This window comes from Campylobacter sp. JMF_14 EL1 (assembly GCF_027737585.1).
In the GTDB taxonomy this organism is placed as follows: Bacteria; Campylobacterota; Campylobacteria; order Campylobacterales; family Campylobacteraceae; genus Campylobacter_B.
Window position 1 is genome coordinate 170950 of record NZ_JAOVTW010000001.1, and the last position, 19074, is coordinate 190023.

Consider the following 19074-nt stretch of genomic DNA (forward strand, 5'->3'; position numbering starts at 1 on the left):
GATTATAGCATTTTAAGAGCGCGCGCATAGTGATAAAATCACCGAAAATTTGTCAAATTTGAAAATTTTCGTGGCTAAATTTGACACAAAAGTGTCTGAAATTTTGAGTAAAATCCAATTGAAATTTAAAAGAAAGGATAGAAAATATGCTAAATTTAGACAAATTCCCGCTAAAAATCGGTGCTTTAAAAAGAAAACAAGGCTCAAATGCGTTTGTTAATGATAGCCGTGGAATGGCTTGCATTATCAACGCACAAGAAAACAAGATTAGTTTTGGTCTTTTTAGACCAGCAGGTGCTCATTTTGGCACATTTAGTGTCAAGGACGAAGAAGAAGCTATAAAAATAATCAAAGATTTCAAAGTTGGCGATAAAAAAATCACTGATTATTCGCCATACTACGATGATAGTTTAAAAGAAAGAGTATCGGATTTAAAAAACGATATAGAATTTCTAAGAGACACAATAATCGATGTGCAAGACAACGAGCGAAATTTAGAGAAAAAAATATCAAATTTAGAAGCGAAAATAGCGGTTTTAGAAAATACAATAATCGATTTAGAGCACAGACTAGACAGCATAAACGATAGGCTAGAAGCTAATTATTTGTGATAATCGCGAGATAAGCAAAGTTTGCAAGACTAACTTATCTCGCCTAGATACCCCGCGATTTGCGCCTTTATCTCATCATTTAGCCAGGCCGGTTCGACGACCTTGATATGTGGCAAAAACCGATAAATCAGCGGTTTGACCTCCATAGGATTGCTAAACCCAAACTCAATCTCGATCGAGCCGTCCTCGCACTCCTTTGTAAAATCGCAGTTGATATATGGTTTGCGCCTAAAATACTTCGCGATCACTTCATCTATCCACAGCCTCGCCCTATACTTGTCTTCTAGCTCGAACCACACCGAGCGCGCCTGTTTTATGCGCTTTTGCACCTGTGCGGATGTTTTGAAAACCTCGGGCGTGATTTTTATATTTTCGATATCTTTGAAGTGAAATTTCTTAAACCTATCCCCTTCGCCGCAGTCGAACACAAACAAATACCAAAACCCCTCCAAAAACGCGATTTTTAGGGGTTTTGCTTTGAATTCATGCTTGCCGTAAGTGCATTTGATGATATTTTTGTTTTTTATCGCTTTTTGGACAAGACTAAATTTTTCTATTGATTTTTTATCCAGCTTTTCGTTGCCAAAAAACGCCAAAATTTGCTCGTCCATGCCCCCAAGCAAGCCAGAAATTAGCTCGCTATTTTTGAAATAAAAATCAGAGGATATGTTTTCGCACAGACTTGCTATCAGGCTTAGCACCAGCCTCTCCTCGTCGCTTAAATCCCGCATTTGCGCGCTAGGGTCGTATTTCCAGCTCCACCCCTCTTTTACCACGCCACAATCCCTTAAAATCTCCATATCTCTACCTATCGTCTTTGCATTGACACCGAAAATTTGGGCTAATTCTTGCGTTTTTGCAGGGCGAGATTTGATGAATTCAAAAATTTGATTTAATCTTTTATTTTTTTTATTTTCCACTTGTTTTAGCGGTAGCATGAAAAATCCTTGAAATTTAGTAAATTTTGCCCTATTTTATCAAAATTTTTGGCATAAAATTTTAATCTAATGCGATAAAATTTACGAAAAATTTTAAAGGGCAAATTATGAAATATATCATAGGAATTTTGGTTTTTATCGGATTGATTTTCGGCGGGGTTTTCGCGCTACTTTGGAGCGATTTTGGCAACTCTATCACTAAGCCTCATATCGAACGATACATTAGCGAGAAAACGGGCTTTGATATTAGGTTAGATAAATTTGACCTTAACTACGACGATTTCGACATTACGGCGCTAATTAATGGCGAAATTTCGGCGCATTTGGTGGGCAAATACGATATTTTTTCCAAAAGCTTCGACACAAACTACGAGCTAAATGCAAAAGATCTAAAAAGCTTTGGCGTAGCACTTGACGGCGAAAGGGTTTCGCTAAATGGTCGCGTGCTAGGAAATATGCAAAAAATCAGCGCAAACGGCGCAGGACGGGCATTTGATAGCGATGTGAAATTTTTAGCTAATCTCACAGATTTTATGCCCACAGACCTGCAAATCGTAGCGCCAAATTTAAATGTCGCCAAAATTTTAGCCGTGGCAGGTCAGCCACTTTACGCCACCGGAAATGTCGCCATTGACTCCAATATCATCGCCACAAACGGCGCACCAGAGGGCAGTGCAACCATAAAATCGCAAAATTTATTGCTAAACGAAAAGGCGCTAAAAGATCTAAACATAACTATCCCAAGTGGCGTTAAAATCGCGCTAAACTCCGATATCAGCGTGAGCGAGGGTATCGCCAAAGCCACGAGCGAAATCAACTCAAATTTGGCAAATTTAAGCGCGAAACAAAGCATTTTTGATATGCAAAAGCGCACCCTTCAAAGCGATTTTACCCTAAGCGTGCCTGAGCTTAAAAACATAGCCAAAATCATAAACTACGAAACCTCTGGCGACTTACTCGCTAGTGGCGAGCTAATCAGCGATTTTAAGAATTTCACGCTAAAAAACACAAACATAAACGCCTTTAAAAATGGCCTAAAAGCCGTGATAAATGGCGCGTATAATGCGCCTAGCAAAGACGGCAAAGTTAGCGCGAATTTCGCTATTAGCGACTTTGCCAAACTCTCTCACATCACAGGGCAGAAATTTTCAGGCTCAGGCAAGGGCGTGGCTGATATCACGCTAAAATCGGGAAAACTAGCTAACCTAGCCCTAAATCTCGACGCGCTTGGCGGAAATTTGATAGCTAGTGGCAATCTTAGCGCGCTAAGCGTGCGCGCAAAATCGCTAAATTTGGCAGTTATAACCTCGTTTTTGGGCATGGAAGCTATCGGAAATGGCGCGATAAACGGCGAAGCTAAGCTAAATCTAGATTCTGGAACAAACGGCGAACTTAGCGCAAATATCGCTAATGGCGTGCTTTATAAAAAATACCTCGACAAACTTAGTGGCAAATCTTTCCCAAGCGATACGAAATTTAGCCTAAATTTGGGCGCAAATATCAAAAACTCGCTTGCGAATTTTACCGCCAAACTCGGCTCAGATTTGGCGAATTTCGACAAAATAACAGGGACTTATAATCTCAAAACTAGCACTCTAAACGCCGATTATAGCGTTAATGTGCCAAATTTAAGCAAGATGAAATTTCTAACTGGCATTGAGCTGTTTGGCAAATTTAACGGAAACGGCAAAATCGATTACAAACCTAAAAATTTCGCCGTTTCGTTTGCGTCAAATATCCTTGGCGGGGCAATGAACGGCAAAATGATAAACGATGATGTCAGCGTCAAACTCACGAAATTCGCAGTCAAAGACCTGACCGATATGCTTGGTGTGCGCCACATTTACGACGGCGTTGGGGACATGGATTTTAGCTACAACACAAAGTCCAAAAAGGGCAAATTTAACTCCCTCATAAATCAAGGACGACTCAAAAGTAGCGATTTTATGGGCGTCGTAAGCAAAATTTTAGGTCGTGATTTAGCCGGCGAAGTTTATAATAATGTAACGCTTGATGGCACAATCGTGCAAAATTTAATCACTTTTAACACAAATATGAGCGCGCAAAAAAGCAAGCTAAATGTGAGCGCGGGCAAATTTGACACCCAAAGCAAGCAAATCAATATCCCGGTTAAGGCAAATATCGAAAAAACGGATATTAGCGTCCAAATCACCGGCACCACGCAAAACCCAAAATATAGCGTCGATTCTGCGTATTTGAAGGAAAAATTAAACAAAGAAATCAGCAAAGGTATCGACAAACTCCTAGGCGATAAGGGGTCTAAATCAGGGCAAAACACTGGCGCGAATTCTGACGCGCAAAATAATGCCAAAGAAAAAAGCCGTGAAGACAAGGCAAAAGAGGCTGTTAAGGGGATTTTAAAGGGACTGTTTTAACGCAAAATTTGGCTAAATTTTAAAATTTAGCCAAATTTTAAAAATTTTAAAATTTCAAAAAATTTCGGCGCAGTATTTTGCAAACCAAAATTTAAACAAAACGCAAAATTTCAAAATTTCAAATCTCAATCACCACGACCTTGCCCCTGCTAAGGGCGATTTTGCCTGATTTTTCCATCTCTTTTAGCACGCGCGATACCGCCTCTCTGGCACTTCCGATATGATTGGCTATATCTTCGTGCGTCGCGCACACTTCGCCGTTCGCGCCCAAATTTTCGCGCAAAAACCCCATTATGCGCTCGCTAAGTGGCGCGAAAATCGCCTGCTCGCTTGCCATTATGACTTGCAAAAAGCGTTTGGCTACGATTTCTAGGGCGAAATTTAGCACGGCGGGATAGCGTTCTTTTATGATTTTGAAAATGCTTGGCGGGATTACGATGAGCTCGCACTCGGTTCTAGCCTCGACGCTAAGGCGGTTTTGGGCAAGGGCGAACTTGCAAGTATCGCAAATCATACAGCTCTCGCCGTTTTGTATGCTAAAAACAGTCAGCTCCTTGCCCCCAGTGCCGATAAATGCGCGCAAAAGCCCGCTACGAAGCAAAACATAGCCCAGACAATCCTCGCTAGCATAGATTATCTGCCCCGCTCTGAGGCGCTTTTTATACGCGTTTTTGTAAATCAAGCTCAAATCATCGCCGCTAAAATCAAATTTATCGCAAAAATTTCCCTTCAAAAACTCCCAGTCTTGCGCTTCTAGCATATTTCACCCCTAAAAATTTTATAAAGCTTTCATTTTACACTTTTAAACTACCATTTACTTTAAATTACTAATATTTTGAAAATTTTTAAGGAGATGCAATGAAAAGCCTAACCCTGCCACTAATCGTATCGTGCGCGCTCTGTGGCGCAAACGAGCTAGAAAAACCAAAGCAAAATTTCATCGAAATTTATCAAAACGATAGTTTTTTGACCCAAACTTTTAGCCCAGGCTCTGCGAAATTTAGCGTAGAAATCCCTGCCACGCTCGATTTAGGTCTGCTTGAAATAAAAAGCGAGTGCGAGCTAGAAAACCTTGAAGACAGCGGGATTTATGAGATAAAAAGCGACGAGAGAAAACGCCTAGAAGAGGCACTCGCAAAGGTAGTAGCGCAAAAAAAGGCAATCCAGGCTAAGATTGAATTTAGCAAAAGTTTGGCTAGTTCTGGTAGCGGAAATGCAGATGAATTTTACATGGGCGCGCTAAGGGATTTTGAAAATATCGCTAAGCTTCAAGCCGATGAGAGCGCGCTAAACGAGCAAATCGCACGCACACCAAGTGCGCAAATGAGGCATGCGAATTTAAGCTTTGCGTGTGCGCCAAAGAGCGTTGCGTTGCGATACGCGGCGTTTTTAAACGAGGGGGCGAGCGCGAAAATCAGCGCCGATACAGAGAAGCAAAAGCTTGCTATCACGCAATCAATCCGCGTGAAAAACCCGCTAAATTCGGCTCTTGACGCGCTTAGTGTGGCAATTTATCCGTATGCGTATTCTGCCCTGCTCGCCCCAAGGCCGTTTCAGGCGCACTATATCGGCGGGCAAACTTACGAAGCAGATGGCGTGTATATGCAAAAAGCCATGCTAAATGCCGCGCCAAGGGCTGCGATGAGCAACCGCGCCGTGCAGGCGACAAATGCAGAGCTCACACTATCTAACTCATACATGATTGAAAATTTAAGCATTGCGCCAAATGAGAGCGCGAAAATCGACTTTGACAAGCAAATTTTAGAAGCGAAATTTAGCGTTTTTATCGACGCATACAGCCAAAATTTAGCGTTTTTGCAGGCCAAAACAAAGCTTGAAAAGCCACTCAATCACGCCCTTACGACAATCGAAATCGACGGGGTAAATGCTGGTCAAGACTGGCGCGAGGAAATACCTGCCGGTGTGGATACTAGCGTGTTTTTAGGACAAAATCGCCTAATCAAAGTCACCAAAAAAATCGATGAAAAAAACACCAAAGAAAACTTTTTTGGCACCAAAAAAACCACGATTTCTAGCTGGAATTACGAGGTGAAAAACACAAGCGAGCGGGCTTGGGATATCGAACTACTCGCCAAAATGCCACTAAGCGCGGACGAGAAAGTCAAAATCACTGATAAAAGTGGCACAAAAATAGGTAATATCGACACTGAGGGCCGAGCAAGCTGGAAATTCAGGCTAAATAACGGCGAGGCAAAAACGATAAATTTCGGATATGAAATCAGCGATAGTAGAGATTAAACGGGGTTTATTTCGCATTTAGTGCCAAATTGGATTATGGCTCTTTTAGTATTAGAGCCATAATCAACATTTTAAAAGAGTATCAATGGAAAATAAAGAAACAAAATTACTAAATTTGCATAAAAAAATCAAAAAATATAACTACTATTTTTTGATTTTTACATTGCTAGTTTCATTACAAATTTTTGTCTTACCAAACGACATTGTAGAAAAATTTCCTATTTTGAATACTTTTATAAATTTTATGAAATCTCATTTTGAAATCGTAAATTATTCATACGAAAATTTACCGACTTTTGTTACATTTTATCTATGCGAAATGAGCTTACTCGGTCTAATTTATGGCGCTTGTTGCTTCATTTATGCTATTTATTTTCTGGGTTTTAATTATGGTTTTTGGATAAAATGCAAAAGAGCAGATGACCCCAGCATATTTTTACACGAAAACAAATCCGCCCCAGACCAATTTATCACTTTGATTTTACGACCAGGCGAATTTTCAGGCTTGCTCATCAAAAATAGATTTCTATTTTTGGTTTCTCTATCTTTTTTTCTGCTTATGTGTTATGATCTTATAGAAATAAAAAATAAAAAAGGTTATTTCAATAGCTCAGAAATTCTGAAATTAGAAAATTTGGATTTTTTCATCTTTGGAATTTTTTATGGTTTTGGATTGATTTGGTTTTGTATTGCTATATTTAGTGCTATTTTTGGAATTATTACTTCCTTTATTATTGATTTTAAGCGATTAGATTAAAAATATCGTTGTTAAATTTTAACTATACGAAAAAATAAAAAATTGCTTTGTTCGCGACAAAAATTTAGCGTCGCAAAACAAAGCAGAAAAATTTATAAATTTATTTCACGCTTGCGATGACTTCGATTTCTACAAGAGCGTCTTTTGGGAGTTTTGCGACCTGAACGGTTGAGCGGGCTGGTTTAGTGTCTTTGAAATACTCGCCATACACCTCATTTACCGCCGCGAAATCGCCCATATCAGCCAAAAAAATCGTGGTTTTAATCGCGTGGTCAAAGTCGCTTCCAGCCTTTTTCAAAATCGCTTTTAAATTAGCCATAACCTGCGTAGTTTGCGCTCTCACATCGCCACCAGCGAACTCGCCCTCTGGCGTGAGCGCAATCTGACCAGAAGTGAAAACAAATCCATTTGCAACGATTGCTTGTGAATACGGCCCAATGGCACCTGGGGCTTTTTTTGTCGAAATTACCTTCATACAGCTTCCTTTCAAAAAAAAATTAAAAAATTCTAGCCACTTTTAACTTATGAGCCAATAAATTTAAGTTTTTTATAAAACTACCAAATTTTAGCCAAAAATCAGTCCATAAAGTAGCTTTAAAATTGTGCATGCAACGACGAAAAGCAGTATCGTGCGCACGAATTTCACATCCTTTTTCACGACCAAATTTGACCCCATCCAGCCGCCTACTATCTGCGCGCAACCCATGATGATACCTATCATCCACAGCACCTGTCCGCCGATGATAAATACGCCTAGTGATACGATATTTGAGACAAAATTTAAAATTTTTGTCTGTGCGACAGCAGTTTTCATGTGAAGTCCTAGCACGCCAACTAGTGCAAAAGTCCAGAACGACCCAGCCCCAGGTCCGAAAAATCCGTCATAAAATCCCAAAAGCAGACCAAACAAAACATAAAATAAATTTTTACTCATCTTCGCTGCGCGCTCGCTTTCGCCTAAATTTGGGCTTAGCACAGTGTAAATAAAAAGCGCTAAAAGCAAAACCGGGATAATGTAGTTTAGAAATTTCGCGTCGATTAAAAGCACCACACGCGTGCCAATAAATGCGCCAATGAGAGTGCAGACTATCGCTAGGGCGATTTTGCGCGGATCGACTAGCCCTTTGAGTGTGAAATTTAGCGCCGCAGAAAATGTGCCAAATGTGCCTTGAAGCTTGTTTGTGCCAAGGGCGAGGTGTGGCGGGATACCCACTGCAAGCAGTGCAGGCAGGCATATCAGCCCTCCGCCACCAGCAATTGCGTCGATAAATCCACCAGCAAACGCCGCAGCAACTAAAATCAAAATTTGCCAAATTTCAAATTCCACACTCTCCCCTTTTAATCAAATTTATTTAATTTCAAATTCAGGAAAAACGCTGTTCCAAAGCGTTTTTAAATTTTCGGTTTTAAAGTCCCCAACCCGCCTAAGCCTGTGCGTCATCGCTAGCATATCTGGGTAGCGAGCGAGCAAATGCACCGAAAAATCGTGCGAATATGGGCTAATGTGCGTGATTAGCGGGACTGCGCGCAGGCTTTTTATCTTTGTCGCGTTGCCCTCTTTTTCGATTACGATATCAGCCATGGCGCCCAGCATGCGCGCGCTCTCGTCTTGGTTTGAGATAAAATTTCCTAGCGAATAAAAGCACGGCACGCTTCTGTTATCATCTGTGGTGATGAGCTCTAATGGTTGGATTACATGCGGGTGTGTGCCGATGATGAGATCTGCGCCAGAGTTTGCCAAAAACTGCGCCTGCTTTTTCTGCGTGGCGGTTGGTTTGTGTGTGTATTCCACGCCCCAATGTGGCAAAACTACCACAAAATCGGCGTGTTTTTTCGCAAGTTCTAAGTCGCTTAAAATTTTTTCCTCGTCGCTTAGCAAATCCACCAAATACCCTTTGCCTTTTGGCATTATGTGGCCGTTTAGCCCATAAGTGTAGTTCAAAAACGCGACGCTAACATTGTTTTTTTTCAAAATTTTAACGATTTTACTGCTATTTTGATCTGGCGAAATGCCGATATATGTGATATCCTCGAAACTAGACCAAAATTTCGAGCTATCTAGTATGCCTTCTTCGCCCTTATCGAGCGCGTGGTTTGTCGCATGGGCGATTAGATTGAACCCAGCGTCCCTCACAGCCTCGCCTACTTCGAGCGGAGAGCCGAAATTTGGGTAGCCAGAGAGCTTTTTTTTATCTTCGATTAGGATTGTTTCTTGGTTTATGATTTTGATATCTTTGTCTTTGATTTCATCTTTGATAAAGCGATAATACGGCTTAAAATCGTGGCTTTTGGCGGTTTTATCATGCGCGCCCTCGATTAGCTTGGAGTGGATTAGATTATCCCCCACAGCGATGAGAGAGAGGGTGTTTTCGCTAGCACAACCAAAAAGTAAAAATGAAAAAAACAGAATTAAAATTTTCAAAATTTCCCCAAATTTAGCCAAATTTAACACTGTTCGCTACTATTACTAGCCGAATTTGGCTCTGAATTTTGCGTAGAATTTTGCGTAGAATTTTGCGCTGAAATTTCGCCATTTTGCGCTGAATTTTCGTGCTCGTCGATGATGGCTTGCATTTTGGTGCGGGTATTTTCTAACCATGCGTTATCGCTCGTATCGACTGGGTCTAGGTAGATGATTTTCACATGTCCGCTTCGCACGCGAAATTCCTTCGAATCCGCAATCGCCCCAGTGCCGATAAGCACGATAGGCTGGACTTTAAGGCCTAGTTTGTTTGCTATCATTTTTGCGCCGTTTTGAAATTTGAGCATTTTCGTGCCACGATGTCTGGTGCCTTCCGGAAACATCACGATAGCGCGGCCATTTTTTATACGATCATCTACTTCATGCACGATTCGCACGAGCTCGCGAGGGTTTTTGCGATCGACGGCAATCATCTTTGGCAGGGTTAAAATTTTGCCGATTATCGGCAGTTCGCCAATCTCTTTTTTGGCTATCCAGCAGATGTTTGCGGGGTGCGTTTCTTCCAAAACCACGATATCCATAATGCTTTGATGATTTGCGATAAAAAGCCCCACCTGCGGGTCTGGCGAGCCGATGATTTCGATATCATAACCCACAGCGTATCTTTGCCACCTGCCCCACATACGGCGAAATGTGCGGTGCGAGCTGTTTTTCGCCCACATTAGCACGATTACGACCATTACCGTAGCGACGAACCAAAACGAGTAAAAAAGCGCCTTAATCCTTGACAATTTCGTCCTTTTTGATCCAGCCGATTTTGCTACCACTTAGCATGATTTTATAAAATCCCTTGTTTTCGCCCAAAATTTCGACCTTTTGAGGCTCTTTGGTGACATAAAACACCGTAGATGTCGGTATCGGCAGGATATGCACGGCGGTATTTTTGGCGATTTTGCCGTTTCCATAAGGGTTTTGATAATACAAATTTAGCGCCAAAATAATCACCGCAAAAATCAGCGGAGTGATATTTTTGCTGAGCAAAAACATCACCAAAAGCACCGCTGCAAGGGTGTAAATGGCGATTTGTTTGTAAGCTTCAAATTTTGATTCTTTCGGATTGAGCCCGATTTGCGTGCTAAGATCCTCGGCCTGCGGATTTAGCTCGATACCGAAATTTTCGAATTTTTTCGTTTGCAGATTAAAATAGCTAAAATCGAAATTTTTCACATTTTTGTCGATTACAGCGAAATAATACCCACTCTGGCTAGCATATCCGCCACGCACAGAATCCACGCCTTGTTTTACAATAGCGGGATTATCCACGCTAAATGAGGCAAGCGCGCCGTTTCGCACGCTTAAATCTAGGGTAAGCAAATTTGAATTATCGTCAAATTTGGCGGTTTTGTAGTTTTTCAGCTTCAAATCATCGGCTGAAATATGGACGAAATTTTCCCTTTTTTCTAGCTTGATAAACTCAGGATTGCGCGGTTTAATCGAGCTTTTTTCAAAAAATTCGCCATTTCGCTCTAAGGTTAGAATAATGTCATTTATCTTCGCACCCTCGCCATTTGCGCTAAAATACAGCGTCGTTTCAAACATCTCATCGCCCTGTATCCACGAAAGATTATCCTCGTTTAGCCAGATTAAATTCTCCGTGCGATCGATCGCTAGCTTTGGCGTAACGGTTACTTTTTGACCTAAATACACGCTGAAATTTATCCTAAAAATTTCATTATAATAGGCTTTTTTAGGCGCTCCATCGACTTTGAGAGTGAGTTCTTTGGGTTTGATATCCTCATAGATTTTCTCATCTGAAATATCCAAATCCACCTCATTTGTCGGTGCGAGCGCCTTCAAATCATCAAGGCTAAGGTTTTTGTTCATAACCTCGTTTTTATTCAATTTCATCATTACGCGAGAGTTATCACGCTGTGCGCCCTCAGTAGAGCTGGTTTGCTCCGATTTTTTCGGAGCGTATTTGCTCAAATCATCGAGCGAATCTATGCTAACCTCTGGCGCAGCTAGGCTAAGTGCGCAAATACTAAAAAGGGCTAAAACTATTCTTAACAAACTAGCCCTTTTAGCATTTTTTCGCCGTCCGTTCCACCAAGAATTTCCTCGATAGCGCGCTCAGGGTGCGGCATAAGACCAAAGATTTTTTTGTTTTTATCGCAAATTCCAGCTATGCTATCAACCGAGCCATTTGGGTTTAAATCATTGCCATTTTCGTCGCAGTATTTAAGCAAAATTTGGTCATTATCATACATTTTTTTCAAATTTTCGCTATCGACATAGTAATTGCCCTCGCCGTGTGCGATAGGGATATTTAAAATTTCGCCATTTTTGCAACAAGCAAGAAATTTATTGTCATTACTAATGACTTTTAGATAGTGATATTTAGAGATGAAGCTCAAATTTATGTTGCGGTTCATGGCGCCCTCTAAGAGTTTGAGCTCCAAAAGCATTTGAAATCCATTGCAAATACCGAGCAAATACCCGCCCTTTTTGGCGTGAGCGCGCACAGCCTCCATAATAGGGCTAAATTTCGCAATCGCAGCCGTTCTTAGATAATCGCCATGGCTAAAACCGCCAGGAAGCACGACCAAATCGGCATTTAGCGTAGTATCTTTATGCCAAATCACTTCCACATTGCAACCAAGACGCTCAAAAGCATATTTTGTGTCGCGTTCGCAGTTCGTGCCCGGGAAATTGATAACCGCTACCTTCATAGCACAATCTCGTAATCTTCGATAACGGTGTTAGCTAGCAGGTCTTCGCACATTTGCTCTACATTTTTATAAATCGCCTCTTTGTTCTCGCCTTGCATGTCAAGCTCGATTTGTTTAGCCACGCTTACAGAATTTACACCGCTAAAACCAAGCGAAGTTAGGGCGTGTTTGACAGCCTTGCCTTGCGGATCTAAAACGCCATTTTTCAATTTTACATTTACGATTACTTTCATTTTTTATCCTAAAATTCTTTTTAAAACTTCCTCATAAGCGACTTTTACATCACCGAGCCCTTGGCGGAATACATCTTTGTCTAGTTTTTGGTTCGTATCCTTATCCCAAAAACGGCAGCTATCAGGACTAATCTCATCAGCTAACAAAATTTCGCCTTTGCTATCTTTGCCAAGTTCGATTTTAAAGTCGATTAGGCGCAAATTTCTCTCATCGAAAAATTTAACCAAAATTTCATTTATTTTCTTTGCGATTACTTTAAGCTCGTCAAGCTCGGCTTGATCTTTTACCGCGCCTAGAATTATGGCGTGTTCGTCGTTTAGGATCGGATCACCCAAATCATCGTCTTTGTAGCAAAACTCGACCAAAGTAAATGGCAAAATCATGCCCTCTTTGATACCAAGGCGTTTTGTAAGTGAGCCAGTAGCGACATTTCGCGCGATGATTTCAAGTGGGAAAATTTTGCATTTTTTGACTAATTGCTCAGTTTCGTTTAGCGTCTCAACTAGCGCAGTTTTGATGCCGTTTTTCTCTAATAAATGAAAAATTTGAGTTGAAATTTTGCAATTAAGTGCGCCTTTTCCAGCCTCTTCTGCCTTTTTCACGCCGTTAAATGCAGTTAGGGAATCTTTAAATTCGCTAATTAGCAAATCATCGTTGCCCTCCACAGACCACATTTTTTTGCCTTTGCCCTCGTAAATAAGCTCTTTTTTGCTTGCCATGCTACTCTCCTTTGCTTAGTCTTAAAATTTTAATCGCATCAATTGCGGTTTTTAGCTGAATATCGTCGTTAATCTGCTCTTTTGAGATGAAATTCTTCTCATCTTTTTTCTCTTTTTTTTCTTCTTCTTTTTTCGGCTCTTCGACCTTTGCAAGCTCGCTTTCTAGGTGTTTTTTAAGGTCGGCTTCTTTGACTGAAAATTCATTTTCGCTCTTTTGAGGCACCTTGCCAGCTGCTACAATCAAATCAGGCGTAACGCCCACAGCTTGGATTGTGCGACCACTAGAAAGGTAATACCGCGCGATTGTTAGTCGCAAGGCTTCCTTGTTTTCGATAGGCAAAATCACCTGCACGCTACCCTTGCCGAAAGTATTCTCGCCTACGATTACAGCGCGTTTTAGATCCTGCAACGACCCACTTACAATCTCGCTTGCACTCGCACTTCCGCCATTTACTAGCACGACAAGTGGCAGGTCGGTTACCTTTTTCTTAGGATCTGCGTTATGCTCCTCGGTATCGGCTTTGTTGCGACCTTTTTGCGATACGATTAAGCCCTTATCAACGAATAAATTCACAAGCCCGATTGCCTGCTCCAAAAGTCCGCCAGGGTTATTTCGTAAATCAAGGATTATCCCCTTTGCCTCGGGGTGTTCTTTTATAAATTTGGCCGTATCAGCGGTAACATGCTGATCGAAATTTGTTACACGCAAATACAAAATTTTCTCATCGTCTATCATTTTAGAATACGCAGACTCGACCTTGATTATATCACGCACGATCTCCACATCAAAGGGCTTACTCTCGCCTTTGCGAACGATTGTAAGCGTGATTTTGGTTTTTGGTTTGCCGCGCATTTTGCTTACGGCTTCATCAATTGTAATCCCAAGTGTCGCATTTCCGTCGATTCGCAAAATCACATCATTTGCTTTGAGCCCCTTTTTATCAGCCGGTGTGCCCTCAATCGGCGAAATTATCGTTAGTGCGCCATCTTTCATACCGACCTGAATGCCCAAACCGCCGAATTCGCCCTGAGTTTGCACCTTAGTATCATTGTAAGCTTTTTGATCCATAAAGCTAGAATGGGCATCCAAATTTCCCATTAATCCCGAAATCGTCTTATCCACAAGCTCCGAAAAGCTCATCTGCTCGACATAGTTATTTTCCACGATTGCTAGGGTTTTAGTAAGCTTTGCCAGCGCTTCAAGCCTTGTTTTTTCGCTGTCAGGTTTTTTGGTCGAATTTGCCTCTTTCGCCTCCAAATTTCCTACAAAAAACAGACCAAAAAGTAGTGAAAATACAAAACCAAAGCCAAAAAAGAGATGTTTTTGTTGCAAAAATTTGTCCTTAATTTGAAATAGGCGAAATTCTATAAAAATTTCGCTAAATATTAGTTAAATTTAAGCCATTTTTAGCGATAAAATTTTAAAATTCAGAGCGAAAAATTTAAAAGATTAAATTTATTTACTAAAAAACCTTGACATAATTAGACTAAATATATATAATACAGACAAAATCAACTTTAAGGAGTTTTTTATGAACGAAACACTTGAAATTTTAACTGACAAAATGCACTCACTACTCGAAAGTTCGCTCTCCCTAGCTATCCACTCCAAAAATGGCGAGGTTGCGAATTTGCACATTTTGTGGGCATTGTGCGTGGATTCAAGCTCTGTGCTAAATCAAATTTTTAACAAATTTGACATCAGCAAAAGCGCGGTTGAGTTAGAAATCAAAAGCGCGCTACAAACCCTGCCAACTAGCTCAAATGTCACGCGCGATAATATCAAAATTTCGCGCGAAGTGGTAAATTCATTAGAGAGCGCAAAAGGCCTAATGACGAGCCTTGGGGATAAATTTATCGCTATTGATACCTGGTTAGTGGCGAATTTAGACAAATCTCCGCTAAAAGAAATTTTGGCTAAATTTGCCGATCTTAGCGAGATAAAAAAAGAGCTTGAAATGCTAAGAGCGGGCAAAAATATCACCACCAAAACAGGCGATGACACACTTGAAGCGCTTAGCAAATTTGCGCTAAATTTGACCCAAAAAGCGATAAATGGCGAGTTAGATCCTATTATCGGGCGCGATGAAGTCATCACTCGCATGATGCAAATACTAATCCGCAAAACGAAAAACAACCCAATACTTCTTGGCGAACCAGGTGTGGGTAAAACCGCCATTGTCGAGGGTTTGGCGCAGTTAATCGCACAAAAAGATGTCCCGCTTAGCCTACAAAACAAGCGCGTAATGGCGCTTGATATGAGCGCGCTCATTGCCGGTGCGAAATACAGAGGCGAGTTCGAAGACCGCCTAAAAGCCGTCATCGACGAGGTCAAAAAAGCTGGCGATGTGATACTTTTCATCGATGAAATTCACACTATCGTGGGAGCCGGGGCAAGTGAAGGCAGTATGGACGCTGCAAATATCCTAAAACCTGCTTTGGCGCGAGGCGAGCTACACACTATCGGCGCGACTACGCTCAAAGAATACCGCAAATATTTCGAAAAAGACGCCGCCTTGCAACGCCGTTTCCAGCCTGTCATCGTGGCTGAACCGACCGTGAGCGAGGCTACGGCGATACTTCGTGGCATAAAAGAGCGCTTAGAGGTTCATCACAATGTTACAATCACAGATAGCGCGCTAGTCGCTGCCACCAAGCTTAGCCACCGCTACATCAGCGATAGATTTTTGCCTGATAAGGCGATTGATTTGATCGACGAGGCCGCTGCTGAGCTAAAAATGCAAATCGAGAGCGAGCCTTACGAGCTAGCCAAGGCAAAAAGGGAAATTCTAACACTCCAAGTCGAAAAAGAAGCCCTAAAAATGGAAAACGACGCCAAAAACGACAAAAGGCTAAATCAAATCGACAAAGAGATTGAGAATTTAAACGAAACCAAAAATTCGCTTTTGGCTAAATTTGAAAACGAAAAGGCTGTATTTAACGGCATAAGCGAAGCCAAAAAATCAATAGATAGCCTAAAAATCGAAGCCGCAAACGCTAGAAGCAAAGGCGATTTAAGCAAGGCTGCTGAGATCGAATACGGCAAAATCCCAGCCGCAAACGCCAAAGTCAAAGAGTTAGAAGCCAAATGGGAGGGTATGAAGGAAAGCGGAGTTTTGCTAAAAAATCGCGTCGATGAGGAAATGGTCGCAGGAATCCTTAGCAAATGGACAGGAATTAGCGTAAGCAAAATGCTCTCATCAGAGCGCGAAAAATACCTAAATATCGAATCTCACCTAAAACAAAGTGTCGTGGGTCAAGACGCCGCACTTCATGCCATAGCGCGCGCTGTGAAGCGAAACAAGGCTGGCCTTGCTAGCGCAAATCGCCCGATTGGAAGCTTTTTGTTTTTAGGACCTACTGGCGTGGGTAAAACAGAGAGCGCCAAAACGCTAGCGAAATTTTTATTCGACGATGAGCGAGCGATGATTAGATTTGATATGAGCGAATATATGGAAAAACACAGCGTCTCACGCTTGCTTGGTGCGCCTCCTGGATATGTGGGATACGATGAGGGTGGTCAGCTAAGCGAGGCTGTGCGCCGCCGTCCATATAGCGTGCTACTTTTCGACGAAATCGAAAAGGCACACAAAGATGTCTTTAATATCCTACTTGGCATTTTAGATGACGGGCGCGCGACCGATAACAAGGGCGTGGTCGTGGATTTTAAAAACACCATTATAATCCTTACGAGCAATATCGGCTCGGATAAGATTATGAGTCTGGGCGAAAATGAGCGCGAAAACGCCGTAAAAGACGAGCTGAAAAACTATTTCAGACCTGAATTTATCAACAGACTCGATGACATTGTGATTTTCAATGCCCTTAGCGAGGACAATCTCATCGATATCGTGGGAATTATGTTTAAAGAGCTAGCACATTTGCTCGAAGAGCGCGGTATCAGCGCAACTCTAAGCGAAAATGCCAAAAAGCTCATTGCTGGGGCTGGATTTGACGCAGAATACGGCGCCAGACCGCTAAGACGAGCACTTTATGATTTAGTCGAGGATAAGATCGCCGATATGATTTTAAACGACGAGCTAAAAGAAGGAAATGCAATCCTAATCGACGCCAACGGCGAGGATATCGAGATCAAGGTCGTTTCATAAGCTAAATTTGGCGCGAATTTATGCGCTAAATTTAGCCTCAAATTCGCGCTAAATTTTCTTAAATTTCAGCGCGAATTTATTTAAAATTTCAAGCCTAAATTTTGCAAATTTAGGCTTTTTTAAATTTTAAAATTTCAAATTATTTATAAAATTTCGAAATATCCACAGCAGGGTCTGGATTTTTGTTTTTCGCTAAATTTCTAGCCCCTAGCGTATCTGCTTGCACCCCGTCGCTAAAAATATCGCTAAATTCGCCAAAATTTGCCGTCTCTACACCCAGCCAATGCGCAAAATTTTGCGGAAAATAATTCGCAAAACTCTCATTTTTTACAAATTTGCGCCCCACACTATCGCTAGAAAATTTTATTAGCGGGATAGCGAAATGCTCCTTGCTAGCGTTTTCTAGCACCAAAAGCTCGGGCGGATTTTTCTTGTAATTATGCGTTAGTCCATGATCGCTAAAATAAATCACAGAAAAACTCTCGCCAGTTTTTGCGCGATTGCTCTCTAAAATTTCATATAACGCGCGCAAATCGCCGTCACTTTGGGCTATGCTTTTGGCGTAGCAGTTTATCCAAAATGTCCTCTCATCGGCGTAATTTTTGTAATCTTGCGATTTTAAGCGCGAGCAAGCGCGCGGGTGAGAGCCGATAGTGTGCAAAAATATCACACGGTTTTTCTCGCTTTTTTGCGATAAAATTTCGCCTACTTTTTTTACTAAATTTTCATCAAATTTCCCTGCTACACTCTCATCATCGCTCAAAAAATATAGCATTTTCGCCCTTTTTGCGACGATTGTGTTTGCCGTATCGTAGTAGCCGATTTTGCCCTGATTACTAAGCCAAAATGTCTCGAACCCAGCCAAATTTGCCAAATCAACGATATTTAAATCAAAATCTCCGCCCTCATTTAGGACATGTTTAAGTGCCAAAATCGTATTTAGCCCAGTAGCTGTGTAGCCATCGACAAAGGTGCCGTTGATTTCGCGCAAAAATGGCGTATTTGGCACGCCATATCCATACGCCTCGAAATAATCCCGCCTTGCACTCTCGCCAATAACAACGACAAAATTTTTATAATTTGGATTTACGCTTTTGATTTGCCATTTTGGCTCTATTTTTGTTTTAGTGTAGAGCCTCACATCATCTAAGCTCTGTTTAAAAAATTTAATTGCCTTTACAAATGTGCTTGTGGTGCCGATTTTAAGCGGCTGTCCCAAAGCCGTAACAATAGCAAAAATCGCAAAAAATGAGATTATTTTTTTACCTTTTAGCTGAAATTTTGGGGTGATAAAATAAAAAAACAAAAGTAAAACTGCGCTAAGCGCAGAATACACCAAATACTGCGGTGGCAAAGTCTTGCTAAACTCGTCTGCTTCGCTTCCATAAGTCCCCCAAATAGCGAAAACAAACGCCTCATTTATCCGCCCATACAAAAGACCAATCGGCGCGTAAAGGCACAAAAACGCAAAAAACACAAAATACAACCAAAAAGATTTTTTAAAATGTATAAAAAGTAGCGAAGAGAGCGTGAGATAAAGGACATTTACATAAAATGCCCACCCACCAAAAAGACTAAACCTACCTGTGCCTAGCACCAAATACACACTAATTAGCACAAGCGCAAGCACGATGAGCGCGTATTTTATTCTCTCTCTCTCTAAAATAGAGCTAAAAGCCATGATTTTCCTTTAAAGCAAATTTAAAATCGCCGATTTTAGCACAGGTTTTATAAAATTTTGTGAATTTTGCAAATTTATCGCAGGAAATTTTAACTCGTAGATTGCTTCGCTTCGCTACTTGCAATGGCAATAGCAAGCAGAATTTTGCCTAATTTGTCATTGCGAGGCGACAAAGTCGCCGTGGCAATCCAGTAAAATTTAGAGAGAATTTGAAATTTA

General features: G+C 41.3%; 17 protein-coding genes. 5 read left to right on the top strand and 12 right to left on the bottom strand.

Features of this window, described 5'->3' with window-relative positions:
- The first annotated feature begins 146 nt into the window (after window positions 1–146).
- Window positions 147–611 carry a hypothetical protein gene (locus OFN73_RS00835; protein WP_270861815.1) on the top strand — a complete coding sequence of 155 codons (465 nt, stop codon included), beginning with the start codon at window positions 147–149 and terminating at the stop codon, window positions 609–611.
- Between the two features lie 29 nt (window positions 612–640).
- On the opposite strand, the gene OFN73_RS00840 is transcribed toward OFN73_RS00835, so the two are convergent.
- Window positions 641–1549 carry a helix-turn-helix transcriptional regulator gene (locus tag OFN73_RS00840; RefSeq protein ID WP_270861816.1) on the bottom strand — a complete coding sequence of 303 codons (909 nt, stop codon included), beginning with the start codon at window positions 1547–1549 and terminating at the stop codon, window positions 641–643.
- Between the two features lie 107 nt (window positions 1550–1656).
- On the opposite strand from OFN73_RS00840, the gene OFN73_RS00845 reads away from it, so the two are divergent.
- Window positions 1657–3945 carry a hypothetical protein gene (locus tag OFN73_RS00845; protein WP_270861817.1) on the top strand — a complete coding sequence of 763 codons (2289 nt, stop codon included), beginning with the start codon at window positions 1657–1659 and terminating at the stop codon, window positions 3943–3945.
- A 118-nt stretch (window positions 3946–4063) separates the two neighbouring features.
- On the opposite strand, the gene OFN73_RS00850 is transcribed toward OFN73_RS00845, so the two are convergent.
- Window positions 4064–4705, bottom strand: a complete 642-nt coding sequence (locus OFN73_RS00850) for a Crp/Fnr family transcriptional regulator (RefSeq protein WP_270861818.1) — start codon at window positions 4703–4705, stop codon at window positions 4064–4066.
- Window positions 4706–4803: 98 nt separating this feature from the next.
- On the opposite strand from OFN73_RS00850, the gene OFN73_RS00855 reads away from it, so the two are divergent.
- A complete protein-coding gene (locus OFN73_RS00855; RefSeq protein ID WP_270861819.1) occupies window positions 4804–6204 on the top strand; it encodes a DUF4139 domain-containing protein in 1401 nt (466 codons plus the stop codon).
- A gap of 85 nt (window positions 6205–6289) precedes the next feature.
- Window positions 6290–6961 carry a hypothetical protein gene (locus tag OFN73_RS00860; protein ID WP_270861820.1) on the top strand — a complete coding sequence of 224 codons (672 nt, stop codon included), beginning with the start codon at window positions 6290–6292 and terminating at the stop codon, window positions 6959–6961.
- 100 nt (window positions 6962–7061) lie between these two features.
- Here the strand turns inward: OFN73_RS00860 and OFN73_RS00865 are convergent, their stop codons facing one another.
- From OFN73_RS00865 to OFN73_RS00905, 9 genes are all read right to left on the bottom strand, one after another.
- Entirely contained in the window at window positions 7062–7436 is a 375-nt protein-coding gene (locus OFN73_RS00865) for a RidA family protein (protein ID WP_270861821.1), read from the bottom strand.
- A 90-nt stretch (window positions 7437–7526) separates the two neighbouring features.
- On the bottom strand, window positions 7527–8288 hold the full coding sequence (locus tag OFN73_RS00870) for a TSUP family transporter (RefSeq protein WP_270861822.1): 762 nt from the start codon (window positions 8286–8288) through the stop codon (window positions 7527–7529).
- 21 nt (window positions 8289–8309) lie between these two features.
- Window positions 8310–9383, bottom strand: a complete 1074-nt coding sequence (locus tag OFN73_RS00875; RefSeq protein ID WP_270861823.1) for a CapA family protein — start codon at window positions 9381–9383, stop codon at window positions 8310–8312.
- 23 nt (window positions 9384–9406) lie between these two features.
- Entirely contained in the window at window positions 9407–10174 is a 768-nt protein-coding gene (locus OFN73_RS00880) for a lysophospholipid acyltransferase family protein (RefSeq protein ID WP_270861824.1), read from the bottom strand.
- Window positions 10161–11453, bottom strand: coding sequence for a hypothetical protein (locus OFN73_RS00885; RefSeq protein WP_270861825.1), 1293 nt, complete (start codon window positions 11451–11453; stop codon window positions 10161–10163). Before OFN73_RS00885 ends, OFN73_RS00880 begins: the two co-directional genes overlap by 14 nt.
- Window positions 11447–12112 (bottom strand): phosphoribosylformylglycinamidine synthase I, encoded by a 666-nt coding sequence (purQ, locus tag OFN73_RS00890; protein ID WP_270861826.1) that lies wholly within the window; start codon window positions 12110–12112, stop codon window positions 11447–11449. Before purQ ends, OFN73_RS00885 begins: the two co-directional genes overlap by 7 nt.
- Entirely contained in the window at window positions 12109–12345 is a 237-nt protein-coding gene (gene purS, locus OFN73_RS00895) for a phosphoribosylformylglycinamidine synthase subunit PurS (protein ID WP_270859018.1), read from the bottom strand. The genes purQ and purS overlap by 4 nt, the downstream gene beginning before the upstream one ends.
- Window positions 12346–12348: 3 nt before the next feature.
- Window positions 12349–13065, bottom strand: a complete 717-nt coding sequence (gene purC, locus OFN73_RS00900; protein ID WP_270861827.1) for a phosphoribosylaminoimidazolesuccinocarboxamide synthase — start codon at window positions 13063–13065, stop codon at window positions 12349–12351.
- Between the two features lies 1 nt (window position 13066).
- Window positions 13067–14413 (bottom strand): S41 family peptidase, encoded by a 1347-nt coding sequence (locus OFN73_RS00905; protein ID WP_442867877.1) that lies wholly within the window; start codon window positions 14411–14413, stop codon window positions 13067–13069.
- 184 nt (window positions 14414–14597) lie between these two features.
- Here OFN73_RS00905 and OFN73_RS00910 point away from each other — a divergent pair, with 184 nt between their 5' ends.
- Window positions 14598–17174, top strand: a complete 2577-nt coding sequence (locus OFN73_RS00910; RefSeq protein WP_270861828.1) for an ATP-dependent Clp protease ATP-binding subunit — start codon at window positions 14598–14600, stop codon at window positions 17172–17174.
- A gap of 139 nt (window positions 17175–17313) precedes the next feature.
- Here the strand turns inward: OFN73_RS00910 and OFN73_RS00915 are convergent, their stop codons facing one another.
- Window positions 17314–18855 carry a phosphoethanolamine transferase gene (locus tag OFN73_RS00915; RefSeq protein ID WP_270861829.1) on the bottom strand — a complete coding sequence of 514 codons (1542 nt, stop codon included), beginning with the start codon at window positions 18853–18855 and terminating at the stop codon, window positions 17314–17316.
- Window positions 18856–19074: the final 219 nt, after the last annotated feature.

Excerpts from the sequence above, each read along its gene's own strand:
- OFN73_RS00835 (WP_270861815.1), top strand. The coding sequence starts at position 147 with ATGCTAAATTTAGACAAATTCCCGCTAAAAATCGGTGCTTTAAAAAGA.
- OFN73_RS00840 (WP_270861816.1), bottom strand. The coding sequence starts at position 1,549 with ATGCTACCGCTAAAACAAGTGGAAAATAAAAAAAATAAAAGATTAAAT.
- OFN73_RS00845 (WP_270861817.1), top strand. The coding sequence starts at position 1,657 with ATGAAATATATCATAGGAATTTTGGTTTTTATCGGATTGATTTTCGGC.
- OFN73_RS00850 (WP_270861818.1), bottom strand. The coding sequence starts at position 4,705 with ATGCTAGAAGCGCAAGACTGGGAGTTTTTGAAGGGAAATTTTTGCGAT.
- OFN73_RS00855 (WP_270861819.1), top strand. The coding sequence starts at position 4,804 with ATGAAAAGCCTAACCCTGCCACTAATCGTATCGTGCGCGCTCTGTGGC.
- OFN73_RS00860 (WP_270861820.1), top strand. The coding sequence starts at position 6,290 with ATGGAAAATAAAGAAACAAAATTACTAAATTTGCATAAAAAAATCAAA.
- OFN73_RS00865 (WP_270861821.1), bottom strand. The coding sequence starts at position 7,436 with ATGAAGGTAATTTCGACAAAAAAAGCCCCAGGTGCCATTGGGCCGTAT.
- purQ (WP_270861826.1), bottom strand. The coding sequence starts at position 12,112 with ATGAAGGTAGCGGTTATCAATTTCCCGGGCACGAACTGCGAACGCGAC.
- purS (WP_270859018.1), bottom strand. The coding sequence starts at position 12,345 with ATGAAAGTAATCGTAAATGTAAAATTGAAAAATGGCGTTTTAGATCCG.
- purC (WP_270861827.1), bottom strand. The coding sequence starts at position 13,065 with ATGGCAAGCAAAAAAGAGCTTATTTACGAGGGCAAAGGCAAAAAAATG.
- OFN73_RS00910 (WP_270861828.1), top strand. The coding sequence starts at position 14,598 with ATGAACGAAACACTTGAAATTTTAACTGACAAAATGCACTCACTACTC.
- OFN73_RS00915 (WP_270861829.1), bottom strand. The coding sequence starts at position 18,855 with ATGGCTTTTAGCTCTATTTTAGAGAGAGAGAGAATAAAATACGCGCTC.